The 23,365-nt window shown below is 39.2% G+C and carries 18 protein-coding genes; 7 read left to right on the top strand and 11 right to left on the bottom strand.

Translation table 11 applies throughout. The features are described 5' to 3' along the window. Position 1: 1 nt before the first annotated feature. Positions 2–1,372 (bottom strand): TolC family protein, encoded by a 1,371-nt coding sequence (locus tag IM797_RS08050; RefSeq protein ID WP_194126581.1) that lies wholly within the window; start codon positions 1,370–1,372, stop codon positions 2–4. A 94-nt stretch (positions 1,373–1,466) separates the two neighbouring features. Between IM797_RS08050 and IM797_RS08045 the strand changes: the two genes are divergently transcribed. Together IM797_RS08045 and IM797_RS08040 are read left to right on the top strand one after the other, a co-directional pair. Then, positions 1,467–2,084, top strand: coding sequence for a polysaccharide deacetylase family protein (locus tag IM797_RS08045; RefSeq protein ID WP_194126580.1), 618 nt, complete (start codon positions 1,467–1,469; stop codon positions 2,082–2,084). Between the two features lie 291 nt (positions 2,085–2,375). After that, a complete protein-coding gene (locus IM797_RS08040) occupies positions 2,376–4,652 on the top strand; it encodes an aconitate hydratase (RefSeq protein WP_194126579.1) in 2,277 nt (758 codons plus the stop codon). A gap of 73 nt (positions 4,653–4,725) precedes the next feature. On the opposite strand, the gene IM797_RS08035 is transcribed toward IM797_RS08040, so the two are convergent. Together IM797_RS08035 and IM797_RS08030 are read right to left on the bottom strand one after the other, a co-directional pair. Continuing rightward, positions 4,726–6,063, bottom strand: coding sequence for a GH1 family beta-glucosidase (locus IM797_RS08035; protein WP_194126578.1), 1,338 nt, complete (start codon positions 6,061–6,063; stop codon positions 4,726–4,728). Positions 6,064–6,094: 31 nt separating this feature from the next. Further along, the gene (locus tag IM797_RS08030; protein WP_194126577.1) at positions 6,095–7,915 is read right to left on the bottom strand and encodes a DNA mismatch repair protein MutS; all 1,821 of its coding nucleotides are present in this window, start codon (positions 7,913–7,915) and stop codon (positions 6,095–6,097) included. A 125-nt stretch (positions 7,916–8,040) separates the two neighbouring features. Here IM797_RS08030 and rlmH point away from each other — a divergent pair, with 125 nt between their 5' ends. Beyond that, positions 8,041–8,514, top strand: a complete 474-nt coding sequence (rlmH, locus tag IM797_RS08025; protein ID WP_194126576.1) for a 23S rRNA (pseudouridine(1915)-N(3))-methyltransferase RlmH — start codon at positions 8,041–8,043, stop codon at positions 8,512–8,514. A gap of 252 nt (positions 8,515–8,766) precedes the next feature. On the opposite strand, the gene IM797_RS08020 is transcribed toward rlmH, so the two are convergent. Together IM797_RS08020 and IM797_RS08015 are read right to left on the bottom strand one after the other, a co-directional pair. Then, a complete protein-coding gene (locus IM797_RS08020; protein WP_194126575.1) occupies positions 8,767–9,303 on the bottom strand; it encodes a DUF5606 domain-containing protein in 537 nt (178 codons plus the stop codon). A gap of 1 nt (position 9,304) precedes the next feature. Continuing rightward, positions 9,305–9,766: a peptidylprolyl isomerase gene (locus IM797_RS08015; protein ID WP_194126574.1), complete on the bottom strand. Its 462-nt coding sequence runs from the start codon at positions 9,764–9,766 to the stop codon at positions 9,305–9,307. Positions 9,767–10,723: 957 nt separating this feature from the next. Between IM797_RS08015 and IM797_RS08010 the strand changes: the two genes are divergently transcribed. Continuing rightward, positions 10,724–11,905, top strand: coding sequence for an asparagine synthetase B (locus IM797_RS08010; protein WP_228098756.1), 1,182 nt, complete (start codon positions 10,724–10,726; stop codon positions 11,903–11,905). Here IM797_RS08010 and IM797_RS08005 read toward each other — a convergent pair. Genes IM797_RS08005 through lpxK form a run of 3 tightly spaced genes read right to left on the bottom strand, consistent with a single transcriptional unit; the run spans position 11,902 to position 15,783 of the window. Continuing rightward, entirely contained in the window at positions 11,902–13,935 is a 2,034-nt protein-coding gene (locus IM797_RS08005; protein WP_194126572.1) for a putative porin, read from the bottom strand. The genes IM797_RS08010 and IM797_RS08005 overlap by 4 nt on opposite strands. Beyond that, positions 13,935–14,750 carry a purine-nucleoside phosphorylase gene (locus tag IM797_RS08000; protein WP_194126571.1) on the bottom strand — a complete coding sequence of 272 codons (816 nt, stop codon included), beginning with the start codon at positions 14,748–14,750 and terminating at the stop codon, positions 13,935–13,937. The genes IM797_RS08005 and IM797_RS08000 overlap by 1 nt, the downstream gene beginning before the upstream one ends. Next, positions 14,722–15,783: a tetraacyldisaccharide 4'-kinase gene (gene lpxK, locus IM797_RS07995; RefSeq protein WP_194126570.1), complete on the bottom strand. Its 1,062-nt coding sequence runs from the start codon at positions 15,781–15,783 to the stop codon at positions 14,722–14,724. Before lpxK ends, IM797_RS08000 begins: the two co-directional genes overlap by 29 nt. Positions 15,784–15,896: 113 nt before the next feature. Here lpxK and pruA point away from each other — a divergent pair, with 113 nt between their 5' ends. Next, the gene (gene pruA / locus IM797_RS07990) at positions 15,897–17,525 is read left to right on the top strand and encodes an L-glutamate gamma-semialdehyde dehydrogenase (RefSeq protein ID WP_194126569.1); all 1,629 of its coding nucleotides are present in this window, start codon (positions 15,897–15,899) and stop codon (positions 17,523–17,525) included. A 99-nt stretch (positions 17,526–17,624) separates the two neighbouring features. Here pruA and IM797_RS07985 read toward each other — a convergent pair whose 3' ends face one another. The 3 genes from IM797_RS07985 to IM797_RS07975 all read right to left on the bottom strand — a co-directional run bounded on the left by IM797_RS07985 (position 17,625) and on the right by IM797_RS07975 (position 20,328). Further along, positions 17,625–18,296: a carbonic anhydrase gene (locus IM797_RS07985; RefSeq protein ID WP_194126568.1), complete on the bottom strand. Its 672-nt coding sequence runs from the start codon at positions 18,294–18,296 to the stop codon at positions 17,625–17,627. Between the two features lie 5 nt (positions 18,297–18,301). Then, positions 18,302–19,906: a SulP family inorganic anion transporter gene (locus tag IM797_RS07980; RefSeq protein ID WP_194126567.1), complete on the bottom strand. Its 1,605-nt coding sequence runs from the start codon at positions 19,904–19,906 to the stop codon at positions 18,302–18,304. An 83-nt stretch (positions 19,907–19,989) separates the two neighbouring features. After that, positions 19,990–20,328, bottom strand: a complete 339-nt coding sequence (locus IM797_RS07975; protein WP_194126566.1) for a hypothetical protein — start codon at positions 20,326–20,328, stop codon at positions 19,990–19,992. A 200-nt stretch (positions 20,329–20,528) separates the two neighbouring features. On the opposite strand from IM797_RS07975, the gene IM797_RS07970 reads away from it, so the two are divergent. Together IM797_RS07970 and IM797_RS07965 are read left to right on the top strand one after the other, a co-directional pair. Next, positions 20,529–21,767, top strand: coding sequence for a porin (locus tag IM797_RS07970; protein ID WP_194126565.1), 1,239 nt, complete (start codon positions 20,529–20,531; stop codon positions 21,765–21,767). 44 nt (positions 21,768–21,811) lie between these two features. After that, positions 21,812–23,353, top strand: a complete 1,542-nt coding sequence (locus tag IM797_RS07965; protein WP_194126564.1) for an acyl-CoA carboxylase subunit beta — start codon at positions 21,812–21,814, stop codon at positions 23,351–23,353. Positions 23,354–23,365 lie beyond the last annotated feature (12 nt).

Below are 23,365 nucleotides of genomic sequence, written 5' to 3'. Positions count from 1 at the left end.
TCTAAAAAGCAATTTGCTTGCCTAAATAATAATCAATCACTTTTGACCGGAATAACAGATCATATTTAGCCCGGATCATGTCAATTTCTGCTGAATTTTTCTTGGTAAGTGAAGTACTATAGTCTAATGAATTTACTAAACCTACATTATACCGTTGCTCAATTACGGAATAAGCCTCTTTTTGCGCTTCAAAAGCTTTTTTTGCAGATGCAAAAGTACTTTCAGCTGCCCTCAGATCCGCTACCGCCTGATAAATGATCTTATTTAAATTATTTTTGGTGATCTGTTCATCAGCCTGGGTTTGCAGTAAATTGATTTTCGCTTTTTTAATGCCTGACTTTGCTTGCAAGCCATTAAAAATCGGAATGCTTAAACTTAAACCCAATCCCTTTGAAACATTGTTTTCAATCTGATCTCTAAAAGCCCTGTTTTGAATTCCTGCTGGCATATTGTAATTATAACTATAAAACGAACCGTAACTCCCGTTTAAGGAAAGTGTTGGATAAAGGCTCCCTTTAGCAATGTCTATTCCCTTTTTCGCAGCCTCAGTTTGCAAGGCCGCCAGCTTAACATCCGGAAAAATCTGCAATGCATCGGTATATACCCTTTCTGCATCGTAAACTGCAGCAGTTCCGGCAAAATTAAGACCTGCAGGCGCCTGAACTTCAAACCGGGTTGAGGAAGGAATATCCATCAGCTGGGCCAGCGTTATATATGAAATGGTCAAAGCATTGGTTGCAGTAGTTACATTTAATTCTGCCGTAGCCACTTGCGATTTCGATTCAGCAAGATCGGCAAGCGTTTTATTACCCACATTTAAAAGCTCTTGTTGTTGCTGCAATTGCTTTACTGCAACTGTAAGCTGATCCTTGGCTGCTTTTAAACGATCCTTATTGTATAATATCTCCATATATGAAGTCACCACATTTAAAGTCAGGTCATTCTTAACCTTGTCAACACCGGCTTTTCCAGCTTCCAATAAAATTTTATTTTGTTTGATCTGATTGATTTTGGAAAGACCGTTAAATAAATCCAGACCGATGCCAATGCCAGGGCTTAAACTATAAGTTTGAGTATTTTCATAAATACCAGTATTACCAATATTGTTCCTTCCCCAGGCTAAATTCTGATTTGCTGAAGCATTTACCCGCGGATAAAGCGCTAATTTGGCCTGTTTTAAGTTCTCTTCTGCGAGGTCCTGACTCAGTTTAGATTTCGTTACCTGCAGGTTATTTTGTAAAGTAACTTCGATAGCGCGTTGTATAGTGATGACCTCCTGTGCTGATGAATGCAGGGTAATACCTGTAGTAAGCGCCAGAGATAAAATTAAAGTCAGTCCAAACCGAGCATTAATAAAGGGAATTGATTTCATATTTCTATTTTCGTTGAGCACGAAGCTCTTTTTTCAAATGTATACATTTCGCAATTTTATAGGCAGCGTACCTGTATTTTATTACTTTTGATTCATGTACCTGGTCAAATCCCCACTGTTATTAAAATGGTATTATCCAAGCTTAATCTGGAATAAGTCCCGTAATGAAAAAGTTATTTATTTAACCTTTGACGACGGACCTATACCCGATGTTACAACCTTTGTTCTAAATACTTTAAAAAGTTTTGATGCCAAAGCCACCTTTTTCTGTATCGGAGACAATATCCGAAAACATCCTGACATTTTTGAAGCGCTAAAATCTGCTGGCCACAGCATTGGTAATCATACTTTCAATCATTTAAAAGGATGGAAAACAGCCGATCAGATCTATGTACAGAATTTCCTAAAGTGTCAGGAACTAACCGGAACCAATTTGTTCCGTCCGCCATATGGCCGGATTAAAAAATCGCAGATCAGCACCATTAAGGCATTGAAACCTGATGTAAAAATGATCATGTGGGATGTATTGAGTGGAGATTTTGATTTGCAACTGTCTCCTGAAAAATGTTTTCAAAATGTGATTAATCATACGAGTAACGGGTCAATTATTGTGTTTCACGATAGCTTAAAGGCTTTTGAAAGACTAGCGTATGCATTACCCAAAGTCCTGCGGCACTTTCATAAACTTGGCTATTCGTTTGGAACACTCTAGCATAAAGCCCCATTCACTAAGTTCAGGCCAAAACTAAAAAAACCGATACGGGCGATGATACGACAATTTGGCCTGATATACAGCAATCAAACTGTTCATTTTTGATCAGTACCGTTCAAAAATGAACAGTTCGACTTCAGAAAGCCTGAAAATCATGGGCGAACCCATTATTTAGAATTTTTATAAATAATATAATGATCCGCAGATGATGACCAAGGCCTGTTTTTTTTCGTAAATTCGCTACAATTAAATAATAGTTAGAATAAGTTACCCTTTTAAAACATATTATCAATGGCTTTTGATATAGAAATGATCAAAAAGGTGTATGCAAACTTTGGCCCCCGAGTTGAGGCGGCCCGTAAATTAGTAGGCAGACCTTTAACACTTTCAGAAAAAATACTTTATACCCATTTATGGGATGAGAATACCAATACCTCTTATGTAAGGGGTACGGATTATGTAGATTTTGCTCCTGACCGTGTGGCCATGCAAGATGCAACTGCTCAAATGGCTTTATTGCAATTTATGCAGGCAGGCAGACCTCAGGTTGCTGTACCTTCTACTGTTCATTGTGATCACTTAATCACAGCGAAATTAGGTGCTGAAATTGATTTGCCTGCAGCAAACACTGAAAGTAAAGAGGTTTTTGACTTTTTAGCTTCTGTATCAAACAAATATGGCATCGGTTTCTGGAAACCAGGTGCTGGTATTATCCACCAGGTTGTTTTAGAAAATTATGCATTTCCGGGCGGGATGATGATCGGTACAGACTCTCACACTGTAAACGCAGGTGGTTTAGGTATGGTTGCCATTGGTGTTGGTGGTGCTGACGCCTGTGATGTGATGGCTGGATTACCTTGGGAGCTTAAATTTCCTAAATTAATCGGCATCAAATTAACTGGTAAATTGAATGGATGGGCATCTGCGAAAGATGTGATCCTTAAAGTTGCCGGTATTTTGACAGTTAAAGGCGGTACTGGTGCTATTGTTGAATATTTTGGCGATGGTGCAGAAAACTTAAGCTGTACTGGTAAAGGTACCATCTGTAACATGGGCGCTGAAATTGGTGCTACGACTTCAACTTTTGGCTATGATGAGAGCATGGAACGTTATTTACGTGCAACCAACAGAGCTGATGTTGCTGATGCAGCCAACGGAATTAAAGAACACTTAACAGGTGATGCAGAAGTTTATGCAGAGCCTGAAAAATATTTTGACCAACTGATTGAGATTAACCTTTCTGAGCTTGAACCGTATTTGAACGGTCCATTTACACCAGATCTGGCTACGCCAATTTCTAAAATGAAAGAAGTGGCTATTGCAAACGGATGGCCTTTAAAAGTAGAATGGGGCTTAATTGGCTCGTGTACCAACTCATCTTACGAAGATTTATCAAGGGCAGCGTCTATTGCCCAGCAAGCGATTGATAAAGGTTTAACTACAAAGGCGGACTTTGGTATCAATCCGGGTTCTGAGCAGGTACGTTATACTGCAAACCGTGACGGCTTATTGGGTACTTTTGAATCGTTAAATGCAACTATATTTACCAACGCCTGTGGACCATGTATTGGTATGTGGGACAGGGTTGGTGCTGAGAAACAAGAAAAAAACACCATTGTACATTCCTTTAACAGAAACTTTGCCAAACGTGCAGATGGTAATCCAAATACTTTTGCTTTTGTAACTTCTCCTGAAATTGTTGCTGCAATTGCCATCGCTGGGGATTTAAGCTTCAATCCCCTGACAGATACACTGACAAACGATAAAGGTGAACAAGTTAAATTGGATCCGCCTAAAGGTGATGAGTTGCCAACAAATGGTTATGCTGTGGAAGATGCAGGTTATCAAAAACCCGCGGAAGACGGTAGTAATGTACAGGTCGCTGTATCCCCTACCTCACACAGGTTACAATTGTTAGATCCGTTTACAGCATGGGAAGGTACTGACCTGAAAGGCTTAAGACTGTTAATCAAAGCCAAAGGTAAATGTACAACGGATCACATCTCTATGGCTGGCCCATGGTTGAAGTTCCGTGGTCATCTGGATAATATTTCCAACAACATGTTAATTGGTGCCGTAAACTTCTTCAACGACAAAACAGACAATGTTAAAAATGAACTGACAGGAGAATATGGTCCGGTACCTGCAACTCAACGTGCTTATAAAGCTGCAAACATTGGCTCTATAGTAGTTGGTGATGAAAACTACGGTGAAGGATCCAGCCGTGAGCACGCTGCCATGGAACCTCGTCACTTAGGCGTTCGTGCTGTACTGGTAAAATCATTTGCCCGTATTCATGAAACCAACCTGAAAAAACAAGGTATGCTTGGTTTGACGTTTGTAAACAAAGATGATTACGATAAAATTTTAGAAGATGACGTAATTGACATTGTTGGCTTAACGACATTTGCACCAAATGTTCCGTTGACACTGGTATTACATCATGCAGATGGTTCAACAGAAGAGATTTCTGTAAACCACAGTTACAATGCACAACAAATTGAGTGGTTTAAAGCGGGTGGCGCATTAAACATCATCCGCAGAGAAGCTGCAGCAAAGAATGCTTAATTAGCCCAAGCTAATTCATTTCATAGATTTAAACTCCCGGCGATTAACCGGGAGTTTTTTTATGACTTTTAATTTATCGATTTAAGAACTTCTGAAACCAGTGTCCGGAGTCTTTAACAATCCGCTCCTGTGTTTTAAAATCGGTATGTACCAATCCAAACCGCGCATTAAAACCCTCAGCCCATTCAAAATTATCGGTTAAAGTCCATGCCATATACCCGGTAACATTGAGCCCGTCCTGCTTAGCCTTTAATAAAGCTGCCAGATGTTGTTCAAAATAGGCAATTCGTGCCTCATCGTGAACCTGATGTTCACTTACTTTATCGTGATACGCCGCCCCATTTTCAGTAACCATCAGGCTTTTGATTTTAGGGTAAGCTGCATATTGCTTGATGATATTGATAAAACTATCGGGATTAATCTCCCATCCCATGGCCGTATGTGGCTTTTTTCGGTTAGCTGCTTTAACTTCCCAGGCCTGTACAACGGGAATAAATGCATTGTATTTGATGGTTAAAGGGAAATAGTTTTGAATGCCGATAAAGTCGAACTCGAACGTTAAGCGTTCGGTATGCCGCCAGGTTGAATGCTGTACTGCGAACTTCTCCAGTACATCCCAGTCTGCAGTTGGATAACCTAAGCCCATAAGCGGCTCCACAAACATTCTGTTCATCAGGCAATCGATTCTTTTGGCTGCCAGTAAATCCGAATCACTCTGGGTATAAGGTAATATTTCTGAGCAAGAGAAACTGGTTCCGATATGTGCATTTTTAACTTCAGCCCTTAAAATCCGACCGCCATCGGCTTGAGCTATCGCAGCGTGATGAACCGCCGAGAAAAAATTGGTCAGTCCGGTTTTTCCTGGTGCATGAATACCCAGCATATAACCTAGTGAAGTAAAGCCAAACGGTTCATTGAGTACAATCCAATTCTTTACCCGATCTCCATATTCACGGGCGCAAAAAGTAACAAATATATTGAAACTATCATTTATCGAATAGGCAGTCCAGCCACCCTCGTCCTCCAGTGCTTGTGGCAAATCCCAATGGTATAAAGTAATATATGGAACCAGGTTTTGTGCCAGGCACTCGTCAATTAAACGATGGTAAAAAGCAATTCCTTCGGGATTCACTGCTCCATCACCCAAGGGAAAAATACGGGACCAGGAAATGGAAAATCTGAAAACGCCAAAGCCAAGCATTTTTACCAATGCCACATCATCTTTGTAGCGGTGATAAAAATCGCAAGCCACAATCGGTTGATGGCCTTTTTTTATCTTTCCTGACCTTTTGGAAAAGGTATCCCAAATAGAGGCTCCCCTACCATAAGTTTCTGCAGCACCCTCAATTTGAGCAGCCGCAGTGGCCACTCCCCAGACAAAATCGTTTCCAAAATCGGAGGCCTTAATCATATCGCTTTATTTTAAAAGACAATATGGGAAATTACTGTGAATTTAATGTTAAGCCAATCTCTTTTAATAACAATGCAGCATTGAATGTAGTGCAGGGTCCATTTTTAAGTTGATAATCAAAATTCATTTCGCCTTCAGCAATCTGTATATCAAAATGATAATTGCGAACCTGCAAAGGATAGCTCTGCTGCATCTCAGACAATTGCAAATCATGCGTAGCAAACAAAGCAGGCGTCTGCTGTTCGATCAGCTTCTCAATAAACACTTTAGACCCCAGGTATTTATCTTTGCTATTGGTTCCCCTCAACATTTCATCAATCAGCACAAATGAATTGGGATGCACATGTATCGCATCCAAGATCATTTTAAGCCGGTTTAATTCTGCCTTAAAGGTAGATGTCTGATCATTCAGCGAATCTTTGATCCGCATGTACGACAGTACCTTAAAAATGGACACAGACATACGTTTAGCGCATACAGGAGCCCCGGCAAAGGCCAGGGTCATATTGATACCGACTGTTCTTAGAAAAGTGCTCTTACCTGCCATATTGGATCCTGTAACAATATCTACCGTAGGTTTTGACTCGACTTGAAAATCGTTCATTACCCGCACTTGCTCCGGGATCAGGGGATGACCAAGCGCTGTCGCTTCCAAATGAAAATCTCCTTCAATTGTTGGGAAGGTCCATTCCGGCTGATTATAAGTTAGCGTAGCCAAAGAAATCAGCTCTTCAAACTGACTGATCCTTCCCATGGCTTTAATGGTTTGTTGGGCCGACTGATCGTGCCAGTTGCATAAAGAGATAGAACACCTGAGGTCCCAAACGAGAAAGATGTTCAGCACCATACTTACAATAATATTTAACCTGGCATCAAAGGCCTGGATAATAGCAGCTAATTTTCTAATCTGTTTACTGATGGGTATAGTTTGATTGGATTCATCAAAAAATTCTTCGATGTAAGTACTTTTCCAATTCACATCCTCCGTCCATTTGATGGTATCGGCAAATGCAGCCAATAAACTTGATTCTCGACTAAAACCATAATATACCTGGTTGATAGGCGTCATATTTAACAAAGTCAGCGCTGCGTTAAAAACAGCAACCAGGGCAAAGATTTGCCAGACTACGCCCCCAAATATCAATCCGGTGGTGAAAATTCCAATGGTGATAAACGGAACCACTTTAATATAAAAGCGTAAAGACTTTTTACGCGTAAAATTCAACTGCTCTGGCAATTGATGCTGTAACTTATTAATAATAATCTGCAACTGACCAGGTTTATGGTTCTGCAGCTCAGCACGGAAATGGTAAGTCTGGTCAATTTGACCTTTCAATTCTTGAATCGCTTCTTGTCGTTTTTCAATGCCGAGCTTGTCTTTAGGCTGGCTTAAATTGGCGGCCAGTAAATCCATCCCTTGCTGTGTATTGCATCGATTAATAAACGCATATAGCGAACCGGAGCCAAAAATATCAAGATCGGACGAGTAAGGGTGATATTCATCGGCATAAGCTTCGCCATGATCATACCCATTTTTTCCCTGCTTAAGCTGATCAATCTCATTTTGATACACCCACAACAGTTTACCTGCGTAGGTCAGCTCGTTTTGTACTGCCGTTTGTTTTTTAACCAGGAATAGGAAAAAGACAACAGGAACAATCAAGAATGCAGTTAAAAAAGTCGAAAAACCAAAATTAATAATCAGTGCAATGAGCAGAATTTCTGTAATAAACAAACCTAATCTGGAAAAGGAAATGGTATTGAGCCTTTTTTTAAGGGTATCAATCTGCACTTGCTGCGCATTTACGTGATTTTGGTAGTCATTGAGGATACTAATTTTTGTTTTTACCATTATATTTGAATTCCTGTTAGATTTTGCTTTAAACTTGGACGATGATCAACACCAGATGTTACGAATTGCGAGTGTATAAAGATAAAGAATAGATTGATGCAGGCAAATTGATCAAATATAGTTAAATGAAGATAACCCTGCTCGTTGTTGGTAAAACGGAAGATAAATACCTGATCGAAGGCATTGATAAATACCTGAATCGTTTGAAACATTATATTGGTTTCAATCTGCTGGTTATACCCGATGTAAAAAACACAAAAAATCTGACCGAGGCACAGCAAAAAACAAAAGAGGCAGAACTGATCTTAAAGCAGCTCAGCAATCTGGATACTGTGATTTTAATGGATGAGAAAGGAAAAAAGTACACTTCTATGGCCTTTTCTAACTACCTGAACAAACAAATGATCGGTAGCGTTCAGCACTTGATTTTTGTTATTGGCGGACCTTATGGATTTGATGACAGTGTATATAAACGTGCAAATGGAAGCATGTCCTTATCAGACATGACCTTTTCCCATCAAATGGTACGTTTGTTTTTTGTAGAGCAGCTTTACCGCGCTTTTAGCATATTAAAGGGAGAACCCTATCATCATGAATAATTTGCATTGATTTTGTGGAAAATAAAACAATGTTTCATCATTAAATAAAAGGAGGTCATTATGCGTTTACCATCGGAATATAAAAGGGATTATAAATTTAAGAGTGATAAAAAGAACGACCGGTTGAGTTACATTATTGCTATCGTAATTTCGGCAATCGCTTTCGCTGTTATCTGGTTCTTATTTTAAAAATTGTTTTTCAACAAAAAAGGCGTTCAATAGAACGCCTTTTTAAAATATAATTCAGGAAGTCTAAACTCCTTTTTTGCTAGTCATATTCGCTTTTTTTGCTGGTTGAGCAGTTTTACTAGGCGCCTTGGCATTTGCAGGTTTAGCTGCAGCTTTAGGCTTTTTATCTAACTTTTCTTCGGCTTTAAGCGCTTCATGTTCTGCCGTATCCTTTGGAGCTTCCTCGGTAAACAAAGGCAGATCTTTCAATAAATGATACCAGCTAACAATTTTCTTCATATCAGAAGTATATACTTTAACCGGATCATGCCCCGCTGCAACTTCTTTAAAGAAAGCTTTCAACACATTGGCATCAGCTTTTAAATCAGGTACGTTTTTAGCAGCAGCGATATTTGCCATTACATCAAGTAATTTCAAATCATCGTCTTCACCATACACAGTAATGTCTTCTAATGAAGCCAGCTTGGTTGTAGTAATATTGGCTACAATCTTAACCTTTTGGGCATCCAGACTTTCCAGCACATATCCACCTTTATTCTGACCTACCAGTTTAAATAAACCGGGTCTTCCGGATACTGCTACAATTCCTCTTAAATTCATATTAATCCGCTATTACTTCTATACCTAAAATCTTATCTCCTTGTCTGATATCATCTACAATATCAACATTTTCAATCACCTTACCGAAGCAAGTATGATTTCTGTCTAAATGCGCAGTATTCTCTCTGCTGTGCACAATGAAAAATTGTGAACCGCCAGTATTCCTTCCTGCATGTGCCATAGACAACACACCACGGTCATGGTATTGATTTTCACCAGTAAGCTCACAATCAATTTTATAACCCGGGCCACCTGTACCTGCTAAATGTGCTTTTGCAGGATCTTTTGAGTTTGGACAACCGCCTTGAACCACAAAGTTAGGGATCACCCTATGGAAAGTAACGCCATCATAAAATCCTTCTTTAGCTAATTTTTTAAAGTTAGCAACGGTATTAGGTGCATCCTGATCGTAAAACTCAACGGTCATGTTGCCTTTATCTGTTTTAATTATTGCTTTGCTCATGATATTTTTTTGTAAAAGCCAAACTTAGATAAAATTGCGTTTATATGCAATTTTATCAATCCGTAGCCATCAAATGAATGACAAACGAAAGTGGATGTGAAATTAATAAAATAGTATGATTGATAATAAAGGGAGAATGTTAAAAAACGTTAAGACTATTGTGGAAAACTAAAATGAAATAAATCAAGACATTAAGATGGTTTTATAAAAATTAATACTAGTTTTAAAAAAAGAAAGGGTTGTTCCATCCGGACACTCCCCTATTCTAACCAAATATAAACCTGTATGAACGGGTTTTTCTTTAAACTTCCTACTGCTCAAATGAACTTACACTCAGTAGCTCATTGCATGGAATTGTGTTGTCTTTATTTTAAGAAACCTATCAATCTAATTCATGCTATTGATATGTTCTGATGTATTAACGATACAAATATACAAATATTACACCATAGTGTACTTTACACACGTAAATATTTAACTTTTTTTAACACGTGAATACTTCTCACACAATCAAAACACTAATAGTTAACCCTTCACAAGCGTATTTTTTAATTAAAATTAGTTTTTACACCTTAAAAAAAGCATGTACAAACGTGACATTTCAAAACAAGAGAAGCATTCATGACAAAATTGCTTACAAAAAAGATAAAATCACATAACAAAACCTCGTTTTAAAAAGAAAAAACAACAAACAAAGCATGAATACCTAATAATTCAAAGCAATCGCTACAAAAATTGGCATAAAAATTAAAAATAATGCGCCCGACAACCTAATTTAAAACTAAGGGTGAATTCAATAACTGTTATTAAAGCAGCCTATAATTTGCTTTTTTTTATAACGTTATATAATTACATTCGTATTTATGCCATATCCTTATGATTTCTAAACGACTTTGTGTTCTAATTATTCTACTGATGTTCAATATTTTGGTCAGAGCCTCATCCATTTTAATTTATATGGACGAAGATCAAAAAAACCATTTGAAAGCATACGGAATTGCTTACTGGGGAATTAAACAACAGGCAGACGTAAGCTGGTTATTGAATTATAGAGGAGGAAGCTTCCTCATTAAATACAATAAAGCGGTAGAAGACGAATGTAAAGCAAGGGGAGTTTCTTACCAGGTACTTGCAGATGGAAAAGTTACGGGTATATTGAACGAAATCAGTGATCCACAGGTAAACATGGAAATGGTAAAACTTGAAAAAGCACCTAAGATTGCCGTGTATTCGCCGAAAAGTAAATTGCCTTGGGATGATGCCGTAACACTGGTACTCACCTACGCTGAAATTCCTTATGATATTATATATGATGATGAAATTTTAAAAGACAAACTTGCGGCGTACGATTGGCTGCATTTACACCACGAAGATTTTACTGGTCAATATGGCCGGTTCTGGAGCAATTTCAGGAATGCAACCTGGTATCGGGACGATGTCAAAAACCAGGAAGAAACAGCGAAAAGAAATGGATTTAAAAAAGTTTCAGAAATGAAGCTGGCTGTCGCTAAACACATTAAGGAATTTTGTTCTGGCGGTGGTTTTCTATTTGCTATGTGCTCTGGAACAGATAGTTTTGATGTCGCTTTAAGTGCAGACGGTGTAGACATCTGCGAAAGCATGTTTGATGGAGATCCGGCAGACCCTCAGGCACAGGCTAAGCTCAATTTTAATAAGACATTTGCCTTTAAAGATTTTCATCTAGATTTAAATCCGAATAATTATGAATTTTCGGACATTGACGTTACCCAAACCCGCAGTTTAAATCAAAGCAATGACTACTTTACCTTATTCGACTTTTCAGCCAAGTGGGATCTGGTGCCAACCATGCTCACACAGAACCATGATAAAGTAATTAAAGGTTTCATGGGCCAGACGACTGCATTTAGGAAAGGTCTGGTTAAACCCAGCATTACCGTACTTGGTGAAAACAAAGGCGCGGAAGAGGTAAGATATTTAAATGGTGTCATCGGTAAAGGTCAGTTTACCTTCTATGGTGGACATGATCCTGAAGATTATCAGCATCAGGTTGGAGATCCACCAACGGATTTAAACCTTCACCCAAATTCACCTGGATATCGCTTAATTCTGAATAATGTATTATTTCCAGCTGCTAAGAAAAAACAACAAAAGACCTAATCATAGAAGTTCCAGCTTATACCGAATTTAAGCATCACACGGTCCGGCATCGGATATTGATTTACGGTATAATAACCTTTAGACAATAAACCCTGGTTGACATAGTCGCACTTCACAAATAAATTGGCTTTTCTAAGACTGGCTTTAACCCATACATCCACAATAGGCGTGCTGTCAAAAGTTTTTTGAGAATTGATATAGAATTGTCCTGCGTCAGGAGAGTAAGAATAGTTTTTGTACGGCGAGTTATAACGTATATCGAAACCAACATGGGTTTTCAGCGCTTTAAAAAATGTTTGATCCAGATAAAAAGTATTGAAAGTATACAACTCTGGCGTCCGCAATACATCAGGATTATCCGTTTTTTGATAAACCAGATAACTCTCCAAATGGAATCTGCCAAAATTAAATTTCTTACCAACAGTCAGTTTTAATAGGTTAAGACTTCCATTAAGTTGTTTAGGTGCAATGGTGATACTATCTAAAGCAACTTTCGGGTTATCGTTGGCCATGCCAAAATACAAATACTTATTAATCAGATAATATTCTGCACTTGCATCCAGCTTCAATTTCTCATTTAGATATTTGAATGAGAAATTAATCGTTTTAGTCCGGTCAAAACCATTCCCCTTTCCGTCACCAATCCATTGGTAATGATTACCAAAAAAGCGGTTATAAACTTCTTCAGGCGATTTATTCTGGAAATATGCACCCAGTACAACCCGGCCCACCGAGTTACTCAGCAATACATTACTTTTAGCGTCGTATAAAAAATCGCCCATGTTATTTCCCTGGATGATCTGATCGACATTTACGTTCAGGTCAATCCTATTGCTAAACCTATATCCAGCAGCTCCCAATAGTGTAATATTTTGAAAAGAGGTGGTATATTTATAATAGTTTGTCCGATCCGGATACATCACACCTTGGGCATAATTGTAAAATTCGTGCTTGATACCCGCGTCGATTTTTAGCTCATTTTTAATAATAGCACTTGACTTTGCACGAAGAAAAAAGCTGTAAATAAACTCATTCTGTACACGCGTGTACCGTGTACTATCATTGGTATAAGTAGCACTCGCAAGCCCTTTTGGCAAAACAGTAAAATTATCTGTTTCATCTTTTTGAAAAGCATAAGAATTTGCATCATACCTAAACGAATAAGAAATCTTATTTGTAGGCAGGATTTTATCGGATATTTCCTGAGAAAGACTATCAATGCGGCCAACAAAATAGGTCTGCTTGACTAAAAACGAAGTCTGACGCCAGATTTGCCTGGAATTACTTAATCGGACATTCTCTGCCATCCGGTCAATCGGGAAATATTTACTGGTATAAAGGTCAAGATTAGGGGTCGAGCCATTTTCCTGCGCCTTAAGCGTATTAAAAATTAGGTTAGTCCACAAATTATATCGTTTATTGGGCGATTCATACCAGCTGAAAAGCGCGCCATTTAAATCATCCCCTCTTTGCCTGTTATAATAGCCATCAGCACCGATCCGGTTAAAATTAGCACCAATATTGAAATTCTTTTTGATATTTTGCGAATGGGTAACCTTAAAATATTGCTCTTTCAGTCCGGCCGCTACATAGTATAACCTTGTGAAAGGTGTTCTTGCCTTATAATATATGATATCGTCATGCGTCAATGCATAATAATCAAGTGTATGAAAGCCGGCATCAAAACCAATTGTCTTCCTTGGTTCAAACAAAAGTGGCATAGCAGCCAAGCCTACGTTACCTGTTCCGATCGTTGGATTTCTGGGTTGAATTAAGGGATTGAAATTTTGAATTCCATTTAAACTCGTATCCAACGCCAGTGTTTGAATGCTATCTTTGGTCAGTTTAAGCGTAGTATACCGGATGTATTTTGAGGTAAAGATCACTGAATCTTTACCCTCTTCTTCTTTTTTCCGTAACGAATCCAGTTCTTTATTGTCTTTAACACTGGTCTTTAAATCTTGCGCACGCAATTCTCCCACACCCAAAACAGCCAGCAGCAGAACAAATAGAATAAGGCCTCTATACATTACAAAGTAGAAATTAACTGGCTTAATATTTTTGTCATCTCAGGTTCTGCCTTACGGGCTGTCTCCAAAATCTCTTCCAGGCTAACCGGGCTTAAAACCTCTGGGAAGCCTTCATCTGTAAGTACAGAAATGGCAAAAACAGGAATATGCATATGGTTTGCAACAATCACTTCAGGCACAGTGCTCATTCCTACTGCATCTCCACCAATGATGCGGAGATAATTATATTCAGCTTTAGTTTCCAGATTAGGTCCGGTTACCGATACGTACACGCCCTGGTGACATTTAATTTTTTCATCTACTGCGATTCTCATAGCGATGTCAATTAACCTACGACTGTAAGGCTGACTCATATCTGGAAAACGAGGTCCCATATCGGCATCATTATGACCTCTCAGTGGGCTTTCAGGCTGCAAATTGATGTGATCATTAATAATCATCAGATCACCCTTTTTAAAATTAGAATTCAAAGAGCCTGCCGCATTGGATACAAACAGGCAGTGCACGCCAAGCGCCTTCATTGCGCGTATAGGAAAAGTGATTTGCTGCATGCTATAACCTTCGTAATAATGCAGACGACCTTGCATGGCTATTACTTTTTTTCCGTTTAGTGTTCCAAAAATAAGCTTGCCTGAGTGAAATTCTAAAGTAGAAATTGGAAAATTTGGAATGTTTGAGTACATCAAACTGTAAGCAACCTCTATCTCATTAACCAGTCCGCCAAGACCAGTACCAAGAACAATACCTATTTCCGGTTCAAAATTCTCCGTTTTACGTTTTATATATTCAACGGTTTCGTGTAGTGCTTGAAACATAATCTAAAATCTTTTGATCAAATGTAACTTTATCTTCCTCTTGTAACGCAATTTTAATTGGCAAATAAAAGACAGGCAAATTTAGCAGTAATTCTTTGAAAGAATCATCTAATAAACGTTGCGCATCCTTTTCTGTTGTGATGATTAATTTTTCTTTTGATGGATTGCGATTGAATGCATCCACCAGAGTTTTAATATTTTGTAAACTGAACCGATAATGGTCCGGGTATTCATGGTGGTCAATGTGCGCCGTATAGCCTTTAAGGTGATTGACGAGTGGTGAAGGATTTGCTATTCCAGTCAATAAGTACACCCTTGTTGTTTCATAAACCGTAGAACAGGCCTGTTCCGCTTCAGAGAATAAGTGGATTAAATTCCCATATTGAAGTGCTGAAAAAGAAATTGTGTGATTTGACGACTTGTTAAATTTTTCGACGATTTTCATTCTCTCTACATTGGAAATCTGCGTTGGCGATTTGGTGATCAAAACGGCCTGCGCTCTTTTATAACCAAAAAAAGGTTCCCTCAAATTCCCCCCAGGCAGTAAAAACTGTGGCCTTAGAAGCTTCTGAAATTCAAACAATAAAACACTAAATCCTGGCTTCACCCGACGGTGTTGATAAGCATCGTCCAAAATCACCAGATCATGTTGATCTTTAAGCAGGTTAATACCTTTAACGCGGTCCTCACATACCGCTACGGTAACGTGCGGAAATTTATGATAAAACTGCATAGGTTCGTCTCCAATGCTCAAAGCAGTTGCACTTTCATCGGCTAAAATAAAACCCTTGGTTTCCCGCCCATATCCACGACTTAAAATGGCGATTTTATGACCGTGCAGCAAACGCACCAGATATTCTGTTACCGGACTTTTTCCTGAACCGCCAACCACCAGATTACCTACACATATAATTGGAATATCGAAAGCTATAGATTTAAATATACCCATATCATACAGCTTATTGCGCAATACAATCACAATTCCGTAAAGGACTGAAAAAGGAAGTAGTAGTAACCTGAGATATTTAACCATGCTTTCGCTTCAAAAATAAGAATTATTACAGCGCCTTGCACCAAGTTAATACAGAATCATCAATACCACTGTAATAAAAATTACCTTACCTTTGTAGAAATAACTTATTAAATATGCTTAAAGGATTTTTTAACGTACCAGCTCCTGTAAATGAGCCCATTTTGGGTTACGCACCAGGAAGCAAAGAACGTGAACTTTTAGAGGCTGCCCTAGCCGATGCCCGTTCAAAACAAATTGAAATACCCATGTATATTGCAGGGCAGGAAGTTCATACCGATAAAAAAGGAATTGTAACTCCTCCACACGATCATCAGCATGTACTTGGTCAATTTAGCAAAGGCGACAAGACTCATGTAAAACAAGCAATTGATGCTGCATTAGCAGCTAAAGCAAATTGGGAAAACCTGGCATGGGAACACCGTGCGGCCGTATTTTTGAAAGCTGCTGATCTGATTGCAGGTCCTTACCGTTATAAATTAAATGCAGCAACCATGCTGGGCCAGAGTAAAAATGCATACCAGGCAGAAATTGATTCTGCATGTGAGCTGATCGACTTTTTGCGGTTCAACGTGAGCTACATGTCAGATATATACAAACAACAACCTCCGGTTTCTCCAAAAGGATCATGGAACCGAGTTGAACAACGTCCCCTGGAAGGTTTTGTTTTTGCCTTAACACCTTTTAATTTCACAGCTATTGCGGGAAATTTACCTACTTCTGCAGCAATGATGGGAAATGTAGTGGTTTGGAAACCAGCTAATACTCAAATCTATGCAGCAAATGTACTGATGCAGATTTTTAGAGAAGCTGGTTTGCCGGATGGTGTAATTAATCTGGTTTACGTTTCCGGACCCGAAGCAGGTGAAGTGATCTTCAACCATCCTGATTTTGCAGGCATCCACTTTACAGGGTCAACTGGTGTATTCCAGGACATCTGGAAAACTATCGGAAACAACATCCACAAGTTTAAAACTTATCCGCGTATTGTTGGAGAGACCGGCGGTAAAGACTTCATCATGGTTCATGGTTCTGCCGAAGCTGAATCTGCGAGTACGGCAATTATCCGAGGTGCTTTTGAATATCAGGGACAAAAATGTTCTGCGGCATCACGTGTTTACGTAGCAAAAAGCATCTGGACAAAAGTAAAGGAATATATGTTGCGTGATCTGGCAACCTTTAAAATGGGTGGTACAGAGGATTTCAGCAATTTCATCAACGCTGTAATCGACAACAATTCATTCGATAAATTGGCTAAATATATTGATGAAGCAAAAAAAGATAAATCAGTTGAAATCATTGCCGGTGGAAACTATGATAAGAGCAAAGGCTATTTTATCGAACCTACGGTACTGGTTGTAGACGATCCGATGTATACGACCATGTGCGAAGAGCTATTTGGTCCAGTACTGACAATTTACGTTTATGAGGATGCAGATTTTGATAAGGTCCTGGATATTGTTGACTCAACGTCTATCTATGCCTTAACAGGTGCATTTATCGCTCAGGATCGCTATGCAATTGAAAAAGCTACCCATAGATTACGTAACGCTGCCGGTAATTTTTACATCAATGACAAATGTACTGGTGCCGTAGTTGGGCAACAACCATTTGGTGGTGCCAGAGGTTCTGGTACAAATGATAAAGCCGGATCTATGATCAATCTTTTACGTTGGGTTTCTCCACGTACAATAAAAGAGACGTTTGATATGCCAAAAGATTACAGGTATCCATTCTTAGGATAAAAATCATCAACAACAAAAATAAAGCCTCCCGATTTGTCATCGGGAGGCTTTTGCAATATCAAGCCGCTGTTTGCGATCAAACAACAGGATGATGTTTGATTATTTGTGAGCTTGCATTTTAAATACCGGAGAAATATCGTCAGGTCCGGATGCACTAACCTTCAAATCGGTAATCAATCCACTCTCTAAGCTATATACCCAGGCATGAACACTCAATTCTTGTCCAGAAGCCCATGCATTTTGTACAATAGAAGTGCTCATTACATTTGCAGCACCTTCAATTGCATTGAGCTCAACCAAACGGTTTGATCTCTTCTGCGGATCTTTAATGGTTTGCATCTCACGCTCGTGTAGCCTGATTACATCTTTGATATTCCTTAACCAATTGTCAATCAAGCCAACTTGCTTATCACCCAACGCAGCATTTACACCACCACAACCGTAGTGACCGCAAACAATAATGTGTTTCACTTTCAGTACGTTAACAGAATAATCCAGTACACTCAACAGATTCATGTCCGTATGCGTAACCACATTTGCAATATTACGGTGTACAAAAATATCACCAGGCATGGTATTCGTAATCTGATTGGCCGGTACACGACTATCAGAACATCCGATCCAAAGTACCGGTGGAGCCTGACCAGCAGAAAGCCTGTCGAAAAAAGCAGGATCTTCCTGAAGCGTTGCAGCAACCCAGTCCCTATTCCCTTGTAATAAACCTTCGTATGTTATTTTATCTGTCTCTTGTTTTTCTAATTTCGCGCACATAATAATTAATTATTAATTTCTTCTATGACTTTATTATTCAATTTTGGCACAGTATACTGTGTCTTTATATTTTCTAAAATTACAATAATCCCCTTAGTATAAGCATTGTGCTTATAATTAAAAATCGTTTCCAATACATCCGGGTCTATATACCTCGAATTTGTTCCGTCAATAATGACATTGGTTTCTCTAGGGATTTTATTGAGCACCACCTGAATGGCAGCTTTGTTTAAGAATGAAACTTCTTCTGCTAATTTAATTCTGATGTTCTTTTTATCTCCCTCTTCCTGAATTTTATAAAAATACGGATTACGCATATTGGTACGTAATAAATAAAATACGGAGAACAACATCCCAATAGCTACACCTTTCAACAGGTCAGTAAGCAATACTGCTATAATGGTGATCACAAAGGGTACAAACTGGTCCCATCCTTTATGAAACATGTGCTTAAATAAAGCAACCCGTGTAAGTTTATAACCGGTAACCAGGAGTATCGCTGCCAAACATGCCAAAGGGATCATATTGATCACACCCGGGATAAGTAGGAAGGATAAAAGTAACCAAACACCGTGAAAAATAGCAGACATTTTGGTACGGCCACCCGCATTCACATTTGCTGAGCTTCGTACAATTACCGATGTAAGCGGTAAACCACCGAGCATACCGCTAGCCATGTTACCAACACCCTGTGCAACTAGCTCTCTATTTGTAGGCGATACCCTTTTTATCGGGTCAATTTTATCAACAGCCTCTATACTAAGCAATGTTTCTAAACTTGCCACCACAGCAATGGTAACAGCAACGATCCAGACTTTTCCATTCAGAATCTCAGAAAAGTCAGGTGCTGTAAAAAGACCTGTAAATTCCGACCAGCCATTGACTACCGGTATTTCTACCATTTGTTTCGCACTTAAAGCAAATCCTGTAGATTGAAAAGCAATGCTTAATCCAACCCCCAAAACAACGACTACCAACGGCGCTGGTACAACGCTTAGCTTTTTAAATTTAGGCCAAAAGATAAGGATCAGTATAGATAATCCACTGATCACTATAGCAGCCAGGGTAAAATGACTCAATGCATTTTGAATGGCCGAAAACGTATTGTTATGGTCTGCCTGGAAAAAGCTCTCATCACCAAAAAAGTCAGAATCAACACCAAGGGCATGAGGCAATTGTTTCAAAATAAGGGTTAAACCAATAGCAGCCAACATTCCCTCAATAACACTTGACGGAAAATAATTACCAATTGTCCCTCCTTTTAAAAACCCAAGAATAAGTTGCATCCCCCCTGCCAGCACTACAGCTAGCAAAAAGGTCTGATAGCTACCCAACTGCCCGATCGCTCCCAGAACAATCGCAGTCAAACCAGCCGCAGGTCCACTTACACTTAATTGTGAGCCACTAAAGCTAGCCACCACAATACCACCAACTACGCCGGTAACAAGACCAGCAAATAGCGGCGCGCCTGAAGCCAATGCAATACCTAAACAAAGTGGCAATGCCACTAAAAATACGACAATGCTTGACGGTAAATCCCGCTTCAGATTTTTTTTCAATATATATTTCTTCACTTCCAATCTTGAAAAGATTGAGTCTCCTCTTTGCATAAAAACTATGTTTTAATTCTTTTAAACTAATTTATAAAAATGCATAAACGTGCCAGCGTACTGGTCGTCAAATACATCTAAAACTAGCTTAGGTTAGGAGGCGGTGTTGGTACAGAGGGGTGGAAAGGATCCACGTACCGTTTAAAGTGCTCTATAAAGCTACTGTTTATACCGTAGATACTGAGTACAGCTGCAAAGCTATAATCGTAATGTAAATCAATTTTGAAATCGCAAATCTTAACTTTTGCTTTCGCACTATCATTATCCGAACTATGCTCTACTTCAATTTGCATAATTACGGCTTTCATGATTTCTTTATCGATGTGGTTAAAAAATAAGGGCGCACCAGATATCATCATCTTTGCAGAAAAGATGGCCAGAAAGGCAATGATTATCGATATACGGTATTTCCTTATAAACATTAAATGTGTGTATTTGTTCTAACCTTTTCAAAAATAACTCCAAAACATACCTATTTGCAAATTATCATGTAATAAAAATGTAAATTAGTTAAAATAGAGGGTTTGGAATAGCCTATTGCATATAAATAATTAAAAAGCATAGCCCTAGGAAATAGAAGCATTAAATGTAATTTTGGCAGCTCAAAATCTTTACATTAACTATGAAAAAATCATGGCTTGGCGTGGCGTTTCTTTGTCCGCTATTTAGTTTTGCACAGAGCAACAATTCACCTTCATCTTATGATCCACATGAAATTGCCATTACAGGTTATTTGCAGACGCAATTTCAAAAAGCACAATCAGCGGGCATAAACTCCTTCTCTGGTGGTGATTTTTCAAAAAATTCAGACAGTCGGTTCATGATCAGACGTGGGCGGTTAAAAATTGATCGCGCCGATAAGTTCTCCAGCATCGTATTTCAAATTGATGCAACGCAAAATGGCCTGCAGTTGATGGATGCTTTCATTCAACTGCATCAGCAAAATTCCAAGTCATTAATGTTTACAGCGGGTTTATTCAATCGTCCTTTTGGGTATTCTATTGTTTACTCCTCGGGCTACAGGGATTTTCCAGAAAGAGCAAGGGTCTTTCAAACATTAATGCCCAGGGAACGCGATTTAGGTGCCATGATTGGTTTCAGACCTGATGGCAAATTTCATTTCTTAACCTTGGAGCTTGCCGCTGTAAATGGAAGCGGTCTTACAGCCAGAGATTATGATTCGAAAAAAGACATCATCGGGAATATAAGTTTCAAATTTGATAGTCTGGCAAATAAAAAACTTCACATTGGCTTCGGCACTTCCTTTTATAAAGGGTCCGTGCGTAATGATACTGAGAACTATTATTCCGATAATGACAATTCAGGTTATGTAAAGAATACAAGTAAGGAAAATATAGGCTGGAATGCGAAACGAAATTATTTTGGAGGTAACGTGCAAATCCAGTATGACAATACTTTTGGCATGAGCCAACTTAAAGCAGAGTTTATAGGTGGCACGCAGCCCGGGATAGCAAACTCATCCAGTGTTACCGGGCCTAATGCCAGTCAGAGTTTCGCCACACAGCCGGCCACAGACTTATATATGCGAACCTTTGCCGGCTATTATTTCTGGTTTACGCAACAAATCGCTAAAACAAAATTCAGAGCCTTACTGGCATATGATGTTTATGATCCAAACGTACACCTTAAAGAAGCACAGATCGGTGCACCAAACAGCAATACCACAGCAGGAGACATCAAATTTAGCACATTGGGCTACGGAGTGGCATACCTGTTAAATTCCCGTTTAAAATTTACACTCTATAACGAGCATGTGGTTAATGATGCGACCTTGTTACCCGAATACCTGGGTGATTTAAAAGATGATGTATTTACAGCCAGACTACAATACCGCTGGTAGCCGTAATATTTATATATTTATAAAATTTGACAAAAGCAGGTTACATGAAGAATAAAATAGATTTACTGCAGGATAAGATTAAACAAGCACAGGTTGGCGGTGGTACAGCAAGAATTGAAAGTCAGCATAAGAAAGGAAAACTTACGGCAAGAGAACGAATCCATTTCCTATTGGACGAAAATTCTTTTGAAGAAATCGGAATGCTGGTTACCCATCGCAGCACAGATTTCGGAATGGAGCGGGAAAAGTACCCTGGAGATGGCGTTGTAACGGGATATGGTAATATTAACGGCAGACTTGTATATGTCTTTTCTCAGGATTTCACCGTATTCGGTGGCTCACTCTCAGAAACCCATGCTGAAAAAATATGCAAGATCATGGATATGGCTATGAAAAATGGTGCGCCTGTAATTGGTCTGAATGATAGTGGTGGCGCAAGGATTCAGGAAGGGGTAGTTTCCTTAGGCGGCTATGCAGACATATTTTATCGCAATGTTCAGGCATCTGGTGTTGTGCCACAGTTATCTGCCATCATGGGTCCCTGCGCCGGAGGTGCTGTATACTCCCCTGCCATCACGGACTTCATACTGATGGTTGAAAACACCTCTTATATGTTTGTAACCGGTCCTAATGTAGTTAAAACGGTAACGCATGAAGAGGTAAGCTCCGAAGAATTAGGGGGCGCATCAACACATGCTACAAAATCCGGGGTTACACATTTTGCCTGTGTCAACGAACTGGATGCCATCAATCATGTGAAGAAACTATTGAGCTATATGCCTCAGAACTGTGAAGAAACACCTTCATCTCTACCTTACGATTTTGGCAATGAAATGCGTCCGGCGTTAAATGATATCATGCCTCAAAATGCCAATCAGCCCTATGACGTTAGAAGCATCATTGCTGAGACCACAGATGCAGATAGCTTTTTAGAGGTGCATGCAGCTTATGCAGAAAACATCGTTATTGGCTTTGCACGTCTGGCAGGTAGAAGCATTGGAGTTGTAGCCAATCAACCGGCATACCTTGCCGGGGTTCTTGATAACCACGCCTCTACCAAAGCAGCCAGATTTGTGCGCTTTTGTGATTGCTTTAACATACCACTGCTTGTTTTTGAAGATGTCCCTGGTTTTTTACCGGGTACAGACCAGGAATGGAATGGAATCATTACCAATGGCGCCAAATTGTTATATGCTTTTAGTGAGGCAACCGTACCAAGGATTACAGTAATTACCAGAAAAGCTTATGGGGGCGCTTACGATGTCATGAACTCCAAGCACATAGGTGCCGATATGAATTACGCCTGGCCAAGTGCTGAAATTGCAGTGATGGGTGCAAAAGGTGCTGCAGAAATTATCTTTAAAAAAGAAATTGCTACTGCGGTAAACCCAGACGAAAAATGGTTGGAGAAAGAAAAATTATATTCTGAAACTTTTGCAAACCCTTATCGGGCTGCAGAACGGGGCTTTGTTGACGAGGTAATAGAACCTTCAGAAACCCGTAACAAACTCATTAAAGCATTTAAAATGTTGGAAAATAAAGTTGTTAACATGCCGCGAAAAAAGCATGGCAACATACCATTGTAAATGATATTCTTA

The organism is Pedobacter sp. MC2016-24 (assembly GCF_015223055.1).
Lineage (GTDB): Bacteria > Bacteroidota > Bacteroidia > Sphingobacteriales > Sphingobacteriaceae > Pedobacter.
The sequence above is the reverse complement of the archived record's forward strand: the minus strand, read 5'-3'. Positions and strand labels throughout refer to the sequence as shown.

What these genes read in the sequence shown, in the direction of transcription:
- IM797_RS08050 (WP_194126581.1), bottom strand. Translation starts at nt 1,372, where the DNA reads ATGAAATCAATTCCCTTTATTAATGCTCGGTTTGGACTGACTTTAATT.
- IM797_RS08045 (WP_194126580.1), top strand. Translation starts at nt 1,467, where the DNA reads ATGTACCTGGTCAAATCCCCACTGTTATTAAAATGGTATTATCCAAGC.
- IM797_RS08040 (WP_194126579.1), top strand. Translation starts at nt 2,376, where the DNA reads ATGGCTTTTGATATAGAAATGATCAAAAAGGTGTATGCAAACTTTGGC.
- IM797_RS08035 (WP_194126578.1), bottom strand. Translation starts at nt 6,063, where the DNA reads ATGATTAAGGCCTCCGATTTTGGAAACGATTTTGTCTGGGGAGTGGCC.
- IM797_RS08030 (WP_194126577.1), bottom strand. Translation starts at nt 7,915, where the DNA reads ATGGTAAAAACAAAAATTAGTATCCTCAATGACTACCAAAATCACGTA.
- rlmH (WP_194126576.1), top strand. Translation starts at nt 8,041, where the DNA reads ATGAAGATAACCCTGCTCGTTGTTGGTAAAACGGAAGATAAATACCTG.
- IM797_RS08020 (WP_194126575.1), bottom strand. Translation starts at nt 9,303, where the DNA reads ATGAATTTAAGAGGAATTGTAGCAGTATCCGGAAGACCCGGTTTATTT.
- IM797_RS08015 (WP_194126574.1), bottom strand. Translation starts at nt 9,766, where the DNA reads ATGAGCAAAGCAATAATTAAAACAGATAAAGGCAACATGACCGTTGAG.
- IM797_RS08010 (WP_228098756.1), top strand. Translation starts at nt 10,724, where the DNA reads ATGGACGAAGATCAAAAAAACCATTTGAAAGCATACGGAATTGCTTAC.
- IM797_RS08005 (WP_194126572.1), bottom strand. Translation starts at nt 13,935, where the DNA reads ATGTATAGAGGCCTTATTCTATTTGTTCTGCTGCTGGCTGTTTTGGGT.
- IM797_RS08000 (WP_194126571.1), bottom strand. Translation starts at nt 14,750, where the DNA reads ATGTTTCAAGCACTACACGAAACCGTTGAATATATAAAACGTAAAACG.
- lpxK (WP_194126570.1), bottom strand. Translation starts at nt 15,783, where the DNA reads ATGGTTAAATATCTCAGGTTACTACTACTTCCTTTTTCAGTCCTTTAC.
- pruA (WP_194126569.1), top strand. Translation starts at nt 15,897, where the DNA reads ATGCTTAAAGGATTTTTTAACGTACCAGCTCCTGTAAATGAGCCCATT.
- IM797_RS07985 (WP_194126568.1), bottom strand. Translation starts at nt 18,296, where the DNA reads ATGTGCGCGAAATTAGAAAAACAAGAGACAGATAAAATAACATACGAA.
- IM797_RS07980 (WP_194126567.1), bottom strand. Translation starts at nt 19,906, where the DNA reads ATGCAAAGAGGAGACTCAATCTTTTCAAGATTGGAAGTGAAGAAATAT.
- IM797_RS07975 (WP_194126566.1), bottom strand. Translation starts at nt 20,328, where the DNA reads ATGTTTATAAGGAAATACCGTATATCGATAATCATTGCCTTTCTGGCC.
- IM797_RS07970 (WP_194126565.1), top strand. Translation starts at nt 20,529, where the DNA reads ATGAAAAAATCATGGCTTGGCGTGGCGTTTCTTTGTCCGCTATTTAGT.
- IM797_RS07965 (WP_194126564.1), top strand. Translation starts at nt 21,812, where the DNA reads ATGAAGAATAAAATAGATTTACTGCAGGATAAGATTAAACAAGCACAG.